The organism is Spirillospora sp. NPDC046719 (assembly GCF_040645715.1).
Lineage (GTDB): Bacteria > Actinomycetota > Actinomycetes > Streptosporangiales > Streptosporangiaceae > Spirillospora.
In genome coordinates this window covers 1-7822 of record NZ_JBEYYT010000429.1, presented here as the reverse complement: position 1 = coordinate 7822, position 7822 = coordinate 1, and the positions used below count along the sequence as shown (strand labels likewise).

General features: G+C 74.8%; 8 protein-coding genes. 3 read left to right on the top strand and 5 right to left on the bottom strand.

Annotated elements, in window-relative coordinates:
- Window positions 1-57 precede the first annotated feature (57 nt).
- The gene (locus ABZ914_RS41895) at window positions 58-1014 is read right to left on the bottom strand and encodes a zinc-binding dehydrogenase (RefSeq protein ID WP_500200257.1); all 957 of its coding nucleotides are present in this window, start codon (window positions 1012-1014) and stop codon (window positions 58-60) included.
- Between the two features lie 82 nt (window positions 1015-1096).
- Here ABZ914_RS41895 and ABZ914_RS41890 point away from each other — a divergent pair, with 82 nt between their 5' ends.
- A complete protein-coding gene (locus ABZ914_RS41890) occupies window positions 1097-1666 on the top strand; it encodes a TetR/AcrR family transcriptional regulator (protein ID WP_500200256.1) in 570 nt (189 codons plus the stop codon).
- 34 nt (window positions 1667-1700) lie between these two features.
- Here ABZ914_RS41890 and ABZ914_RS41885 read toward each other — a convergent pair whose 3' ends face one another.
- Window positions 1701-3290 carry a GMC family oxidoreductase gene (locus ABZ914_RS41885; protein WP_500200255.1) on the bottom strand — a complete coding sequence of 530 codons (1590 nt, stop codon included), beginning with the start codon at window positions 3288-3290 and terminating at the stop codon, window positions 1701-1703.
- 95 nt (window positions 3291-3385) lie between these two features.
- Between ABZ914_RS41885 and ABZ914_RS41880 the strand changes: the two genes are divergently transcribed.
- Both ABZ914_RS41880 and ABZ914_RS41875 read left to right on the top strand, forming a co-directional pair.
- Window positions 3386-4027 carry a cob(I)yrinic acid a,c-diamide adenosyltransferase gene (locus ABZ914_RS41880; RefSeq protein WP_190861999.1) on the top strand — a complete coding sequence of 214 codons (642 nt, stop codon included), beginning with the start codon at window positions 3386-3388 and terminating at the stop codon, window positions 4025-4027.
- A 134-nt stretch (window positions 4028-4161) separates the two neighbouring features.
- Entirely contained in the window at window positions 4162-5100 is a 939-nt protein-coding gene (locus tag ABZ914_RS41875) for a DUF4097 family beta strand repeat-containing protein (protein ID WP_500200254.1), read from the top strand.
- 25 nt (window positions 5101-5125) lie between these two features.
- Here the strand turns inward: ABZ914_RS41875 and ABZ914_RS41870 are convergent, their stop codons facing one another.
- The 3 genes from ABZ914_RS41870 to ABZ914_RS41860 all read right to left on the bottom strand — a co-directional run bounded on the left by ABZ914_RS41870 (window position 5126) and on the right by ABZ914_RS41860 (window position 7759).
- Complete coding sequence (locus ABZ914_RS41870) at window positions 5126-6697, bottom strand: M20/M25/M40 family metallo-hydrolase (protein ID WP_500200253.1); 1572 nt, start codon at window positions 6695-6697, stop codon at window positions 5126-5128.
- 169 nt (window positions 6698-6866) lie between these two features.
- Window positions 6867-7343, bottom strand: coding sequence for a DUF2550 domain-containing protein (locus ABZ914_RS41865; RefSeq protein WP_500200252.1), 477 nt, complete (start codon window positions 7341-7343; stop codon window positions 6867-6869).
- Between the two features lie 29 nt (window positions 7344-7372).
- Window positions 7373-7759 carry a F0F1 ATP synthase subunit epsilon gene (locus ABZ914_RS41860; protein ID WP_190862007.1) on the bottom strand — a complete coding sequence of 129 codons (387 nt, stop codon included), beginning with the start codon at window positions 7757-7759 and terminating at the stop codon, window positions 7373-7375.
- Between the last annotated feature and the right edge of the window lie 63 nt (window positions 7760-7822).

Sequence of the window (7822 nt, the reverse complement as noted above, 5' to 3'; positions counted from 1 at the left end):
AACGCCCCCGTCATCCGACGGGGGCGTTCTCCGTTCACCGGGTCGTTTCCGACCGGCTCATTTCAGCAGGACGGCGCCGATGCTCTCCCGGGCCTCCAGGACCGTGTGCGCGCGGGCCGCCTCGTCCAGGAAGAACTCGGCGTGGACGCGGGGGCTCAGCGCGCCGGACGCGGCGGCCTCCAGCGCCCGCTCGGCGGCGGCGCGCTGCTCGGCCGGCGGCTTGGCGAACGCGATCCCGAGCGCGCCGACGACCGTGAGCCCGCGGGTACCGATCGCGCGGGCGTCCAGCGGCGCCCACTTCCCCGACGTGAATCCGTAGATCCCGATGCGGCCCCGCCCGGCGGCGGCCGCGTCCATGGCCCGCGCGGCGGTCTCGCCGCCGACCGCGTCGAGGACGACGTCCGCTCCTCCGCCGGTGGCCTCCACGACCTCGTCCGCCCAGCCCTCCGCGCCGTAGTCGACGGCGAGGTCGGCGCCGAACCCGGCGACGGCGGCGAGCTTCGCCTCCCCGTGTGCGGCGCCGACGACCCGCGCCCCGGCCGCCTTGGCGAGCTGGACGAGCAGCGAGCCGACCCGTCCCGCGGCGGCCGTGACCAGGACCGTCTCGCCCGCCTGGACGCCGGTCCCGGCGAGCAGTTCCAGCGCGACGGCACCGGCCTGGAAGGTGGTCAGGGCGGTCCGGAGGTCCAGGGAGTCGGGGACCGGGAAGACGCCGCTCTCCTCGGCGAGGGCGAGCTCGGCGTAGCCGCCGCGGTTCTGCAGGGTGGTGGCGACCACGCGGCGGTCCACGAGGGACGGGTCGTCCGCCTCGGCGACGCGCCCGGCGACCTCGATGCCCGGAACGTACGGGAGCGGGAACGGGTGGCGCCCCGAACGGACGATGACGTCGCCGAACAGGACGGCGGAGTAGTCGACGGAGATCAGCACCCGGCCCGCCGCGCGGACGGGGTCGGGGACCTCTTCGAGGCGCAGGACGTCAGGTGCTCCGAAGGCACGGACCTTGATGGCTTTCATGAGACAATGTGTCTCGTATGGGAGGAGCTGTCCACAAGTTGCAAGGTGGGCGATCCGTCCCAGCCGAGACAGGAGCCGGAAATTGCCTCGCAAAGAGGACCTGCGGGTCCGGCGGACGCGCACCCTGCTCCGCGAGGCGCTGATCGAGCTGATCGGCGAGCGCGGCCTCGAACGGGTCACCGTCGGCGAGATCACCGAGCGCGCGATGGTCAGCCGCGCCGCCTTCTACCGCAACTACCGGGACAAGTACCACCTGGTCGAGCAGGTCTTCGACGAGGCGATGGACGCGCTGTTCGGCACCGTCGGCGGCGACGAGCGCCCGCCGCGCGAGCGCTGGACCGCGTTCTTCGAGCACATCGGCGAGTACCACCGGTTGTACGGCGCGCTGCTCGGCCGCAAGGGCAGCCCCTGGTTCGCCGACCGGATGCGCGGCTCGCTGGCCGCTATGGTCACCGAGCACCTCGCCGGTCCCGGGCCGTGCTCGCGGGCGTCCGCGGACGGCCTGGTGCCGACCGTGCTCGGCGCGATGTTCGTCCAGTCGATCACCTGGTGGCTGGAGCACGACCGGGCCATGCCGCCGGACGAGATCGCCGCGCGGACCGGCGAGATGGCGGGCGCCCTGCTGCGCGAGTCGGGTGCCGGCCCGTCCTGAACGCCAACACGGTGGCTCCCGGCGGTTCAGCGGGTCAGCGGTTGGCGGCGCGGAGCGGGGTGCGGCCCCGGATGAGGTCGGCGGCGCGCTCGGCGATCGCGATGGTGGGGGCGTTGGTGTTGCCGCGCGGCACCGACGGCATGACGGAGGCGTCCACGACGCGCAGGCCGTCGACGCCGCGGACGCGCAGCTCGGGGTCGCAGACCGCGCCGTCCGAGCCGCCCATCGCGCAGGTGCTCGTCGGGTGGAAGAGCGTCGCGCACTCGCGGCGGACGAACGCGGCGATCTCCTCGTCGCCCTGGACGCCCTCGCCCGGCGCGTACTCGCCGCCGGCCAGATGGGCGAGCGGCCCGACCGCGGCGATCTCGCGTGCCTGCCGGACGCCCGCGACCAGGACGTCCAGGTCGGCCTTGTCGGTGAGGTAGGCGGGATCGATCAGCGGCTTGGCGTACGGGCTGGCGGACCGCAGCGTCAGCGACCCGCGGCTCGCCACGGCGATGGCCGTGACCAGCACCGACAGCAGCCGCTGGGACGGCTCGACGAGGCCCTGGTCCAGGAACGGGGTCGGCAGCACGTGGTACTGCAAGTCCGGTGCGGGCAGGCCGCCGGCCGTCCGGACGAACCCGCCCGCCTCGGCGAGGTTGGACGCGTACGGCCCGCGCGCGAGGGCGGCGTGGAGCGCCAGCGAGCGGACGTTCGCCAGCTCCCACAGCGCCTTGGTGCGCGGGGTCGCGAACATGACGTTCACGAACGGGTGGTCCTGCAGGCCCTGGCCGACCGGGGAGTCGGCGACGACGTCGATGCCGCGCGCGCGCAGGTGCCCGGCGGGGCCGACGCCCGACAGCATCAGCAGTTGCGGGGTGTTCACCGCGCCGCCGGACAGGATCACCTCCGTCGAGGCTCGCGCCTCGACGGTCTCGCCGCGCGCCTCGTACCGGACGCCGGCCGCCCGCCCGTTCTCGATCAGGACGCGGGTGGCGAGCGCGTCGGTGACGACGGTGAGGTTGGGGCGCCGCAGCGCCGGGCGCAGGTAGCCGTCGGCGGCCGACCAGCGCCGCCCGCGCCGCTGCGTGACCTGGTAGAACCCGACGCCGTCCTGGTCGGCGCCATTGAAGTCGGGGTTCGCGGCCAGCCCGAACGCCATCGCCGACCGCACCCACGCCTGCGTCAGCGGGTGCTTGTAGCGCAGGTCCTCGACGCGGAGCGGGCCGCCGGTGCCGTGGTACGGGGTCGCGATGCGCTGCTGGTCCTCGGCGCGGCGGAAGTAGGGCAGCAGGTCCTCGTAGCCCCAGCCGTCGCAGCCGTACGCGTCGCGCCAGGTGTCGTAGTCGTGCCGGCTCCCGCGAATGTAGATCATCGCGTTGGTGGACGAGCTGCCGCCGAGGGTGCGGCCGCGCGGCCAGTACACCGCGCGCCCGGCGGCGTGCTCCTGCGGGACGGTCGTGTAGTCCCAGTCGTACGGGCCCTTGATCAGGCTCGCGACCGCCGCCGGGATGCGGATCTCCGGCGCGTCGTCGGGCGGCCCGGCCTCCAGCAGCAGGACCTTCGCCGACGGGTCCTGCGACAGCCGGGCGGCCAGCACGCAGCCGGCGCTGCCCGCACCGACGATCACGTAGTCGTACACGCAACGAACACTACCGAACGGTTTTCCGACGTCACCGGGCCGTCCGGGGCCGCCGGGCGGCGCCGCCCGCACGGCCCGGCGCTAGTGTGACGGCCATGGCGAAGAACAGGGAGACCCCCGTCGTCCTCTCGCGGATCTACACCCGGACCGGCGACGACGGCAGCACCGCGCTCGGCGACGCGTCCCGGACGAGCAAGACCGACCCCCGCCTGGCCGCCTACGCCGACGTGGAGGAGGCCAACGCCGCGATCGGCGTGGCCCTCGCCCTCGGCGGCCTGCCCGACGGGCTGAAGGCGCTGCTGGTCCGCGTGCAGAACGACATGTTCGACGTGGGCGCCGACCTGTGCGCGCCGGTGGTGGCCGACCCCGAGTACCCGCCGCTGCGCGTCGACCCGTCCTACATCGAGCGGCTCGAGGCGGCGTGCGACGAGTACAACGCCGACCTGCCGGCGCTGCGCAGCTTCATCCTGCCCGGCGGCAGCCCCGGCGCCGCGCTGCTGCACGTGGCGCGGACGGTGACGCGGCGCGCCGAGCGGTCCGCGTGGGCCGCGCTGGAGGCGCACGGCGCCGCCCCCGTCGGCGAATCGGGCGGCACCGCCCCGGACGCCGCCGACCGGGGCGTCAACCCGCTGACCGCCAAGTACCTCAACCGGCTGTCGGACCTGCTGTTCATCCTGTGCCGCGTCGCGAACGCCGAGCACGGCGACGTGCTGTGGAAGCCGGGCGGCGAGCGCTGACCCGCGCGCGCCGCCGGACGGGGTGGGGTTAGCCCCACCCCCGGGACGCCTGCCCGCCTCCTGTCGGCCCGGCCCCCGGTCCGGCAGGCTGTCGCATGACGGGGTGCAGGGCGAGCGGCGGGGAGAGACGCGACGTGAGGACACTGGCAGGCGCGGTGGTGCTGGCCGGCTCGGCGGTGCTGGCGGGCGGGGCGCTGGCGGGCTGCGGGCTCAGCTTCAGCCGCCACACCGAGGACCGCACCTACACCGCGCCGGACGGCGTCGGCGCGCTCAAGGTGTCGCCGGGCGACGGGGCGGTGCGGATCACCGCCTCCGACTCCCCCGGCATCACGGTCACCGAGCATCTGCGCTGGTCCAACGGGCGCAACAAGCCGCAGCCGCGGCACGACGTCGGCGGGCGGACGCTGTCGCTGTCCGCGAGGTGCGGGCACAGCGTGATCGGCTCCAACCCGTGCCGGATCTCCTACGAGATCCGGGTGCCGCGCGCCACGGCCGTCGAGGTGCACGGCGGCTCCGGCTCGATCCGCGTCACCGGCCTGGCCGGCGCGGTGAGGCTCCACGGGGACACCGGCGCGGTCACCGCGACCGACCTGCGCACCTCCACGGCGACCCTCAGCGCGGGGTCGGGCAACGTGCGGGTGTCGGGGCGCGCCGCCACCGCCGACCTCCGCGCCGACACCGGGTCGATCACCGCGACCGGCCTGACGTCCGACCGGCTGACGGCCCGGACCGGCGGCGGCGAGGTCCGGCTGGGCGGCCGCATCGCCTCCGCCGAGGTGCGCACCGACACGGGCGCGCTGCGGGCCGACGGCCTCACCGCCGACCGGCTGGCCGTCGAGACCAACGCCGGGACCGTCGCGGTCGCCCTGGCCGCGGCGCCGAGCAGCGTCCGGGCCACCAGCGACACCGGCTCCGTCCGGCTGCGGCTGCCCGCCGACCGGCCCTACGCGATCACGCTGTCCACCGACACCGGCGGCAAGCGGATCGACCCCGGCGTCCACCAGGACTCGGCGGCGCCCCGGCACGTCACGGTCAAGACCAACGCCGGCGCCATCTCGATCAAGCCCGCCTGAGCCGGCCCCGCGCCGCCAAGGGCTCTCACCGCACCAGGTACGGTCCCTGCCACTCGGGACGGTACGGGGCCGCCGGCACCGCCTCGACGCGCGCCTCCCCGTTCACCGGCAGCGTGCTGGCGGCGAACCGCTGCGTCGCGTACGCGACGCCGTCCACGTTGGTGTCGAGCAGCTTGAGGTCGACGTTCTTCATCCGGTCGCACTTGGCGTGGTAGCACGGGTCGTACGCCTTGCCGGGCCTCCCGCCGTACGCCTTGGCCTCCGCCGCGGTCTTCACGCCCTCCGCGCCCGTCTCGATGCCGCCGGCCGGAATGCCCTTCGCGACGAACGGCCCGTAGTCCGACCGGCCGTCGAACGCCGTCTGCGTCACCGGCAGGTGCCGTCCGGCGAAGTAGTCGCGGAAGACCTTCTCGATCGCGCCGGACCCGGCGGGCGGGACCGTGCCGAGGTGCCCGGAGTGGTCGCCGTCGTAGACGGCGCGGGTGCCGTTCGGCGAGCCGAGCATGTCGAAGTTCAGCGCCAGCGCGATCCTGCCGCGCTCGGCGGCGCTCAGCGACCGCACGTAGTGCGTGGACCCGACGAGGCCCTCCTCCTCGGCGCCCCACCAGGCGAACCGCACCCGGTTCCGCATGTCCCTGCCGCCCAGCTTGCCGATCTTCTCCGCGACGGCCAGCAGCGCCGCCGCGCCCGTCGCGTTGTCGTTGATGCCGGGGCCCGCCGGGACGCTGTCGAGGTGCGCGCCGACCAGCACGACGTTGCCGGCCCGGCCGCGCCGCGTGTCCGCGACGACGTTGCTCGCCGACCGCTTCCCGTGCGCGGCGTCGACCTTCACCCGCATCCTCAGGCCGCCCTTCTTCGCGGCCTTCGCCAGCTCGGACCCCGCCTGGTAGGACGGGCCCACGACCGGGATCGGCGCGAGCTTCTCCACCGTCCCGTTCACCGGGCCCTTCTCGCCCGGCTTGTTGAAGATGATCGCGGCGGCGGCGCCCGCGGCCCTCGCCTTGGCGACCTTCGTCGCGAACGCGCACGTCCCGCGCTGCATCAGCGCGATCGAGCCCTTGCGGAAGCCCGCGAAGTCGCCGCTCTCGCAGCCGCTCGTCCCCTCGCCCGACGACGGCAGGTCCACCGCCGCCACCGGGGCCGTCACCTGGCCCACGCCCGAGTAGGCGAACGTCAGGAAGTCCGACCCCACCTTGTAGGACGCCTTGGACGGCGCCACGCGCGCCAGCACCGGAGCCGTCCGCTCCCGCCAGTACGGGAACGTGAACCGCTGCACTTTCGGCGTGAACCCGGCCTTCTTCAGCCGCCCCACGACGTACCGGACGGAGACCCCGAACCCCTGCCCGCCGACCGCGCGGTTCCCGCCGTTGTAGTCGGCGATCTCCTGGAACGCGGACAGGTGCCGCTGGACGTCCTTCAACGTGACCAGCTTCGCCAGATCGGGCCGCGCCTGCGCCGCCGGCGCGGGCGCCCGCGAGGTCGTCGACGCGGACACGGGACGGGACGGTTCCGCCTGCACACCCGGCCCGACGGCGGCCAGCGCACCCGGGACGGCGGCGGACAGCGCCACGGCGGCGCCGGTGAGCAGCTTGCGCACGTGCACTCCTGCGGAGACGGGAACGGAGCTCTGACCAGGGACGATCATGAACCCGCGACCCGCCCGCCTCAAGGATCACCGAGCGGACCAGGCCGTATCGATACCGCCGCCTTACCCTGCGCAAGCCGACACGCCCGGGGTCACACTGCCCGGGGTCACGCAGCCCGGGTCACTCCGGCGGGTGCACCTCCACCGGGAAGCCGGGCGGCGCCGCCTCCAGCCACGCCAGGAACCCGGTCAGCGCCGCCGCGCCCATCGCCAGCTCCATCACGTGCGCGCCGTCCCGCACCTCGATCACGCTGACGTCCGGCAGCAGGCCGTCCGCCTCGTCCGGCCCCGGCGCCCGCCGGTTGGACACGACGAGGCCCCGGCGGTGGATCACCTGCCGGGGCCTTCTCCGGAAACCGAACACGCGGTGCCAGTGCAGCTCGTCGCCCCGGTACCGGCCGATACCGAGGCGCCACACCCCCGGAGCGGCCTCCGGGCCGGCGGTCTCCGCGGGCAGCGTGCGCAGGCTGCACTCGACCGTGCCGCCGCCGCGGACGAACAGCCAGCGGCGCACGGCCATCACCACGAACACGAGCGCGGCCACCAGGACCAGCCCGGCGAGCACCCCGCCCGCGTCAAGTGCCAGGTGCCCGCCCAAGTCCCCCCGCCGTTCGCTCGCGCTGAAAACTAGACCTCTATGCCCGCCGCGCGCAGCCGCGCCCGGGCCCGCCGCTCCGGCGTCGCGTCCTCGCCGCCGCCGGCCATCGCGTCCTCCAGCGCCTGCCGCGCGTGCTGGACGTCGATCTCCTCGCCCATCTCGGCCTGCTCCGCCAGGATCGCGACCTCGTCGCCCGCGACGGAGAAGAACCCGCTGCCGACCATCGCGCTGACCCGCTCGCCGCCGTCGGCCGGCTCGATGGTCACCACGCTGCCGTCCAGCAGCACGCCCAGCACCGGGGCGTGGCCCGGCAGGATGCCGAGCGAGCCCTCGATGGTCTGCGCGACCACCATCTTGGCCTCGCCGGACCAGATCTCGCGCTCCGGCGACACCAGCCCGACCTTCAGGGTTGCCACGTCTCAATCCTCCGAATACTGGAGCGGTTCCGGCGGGGCGCCCGGACGAGCGGTCCGGGCGCC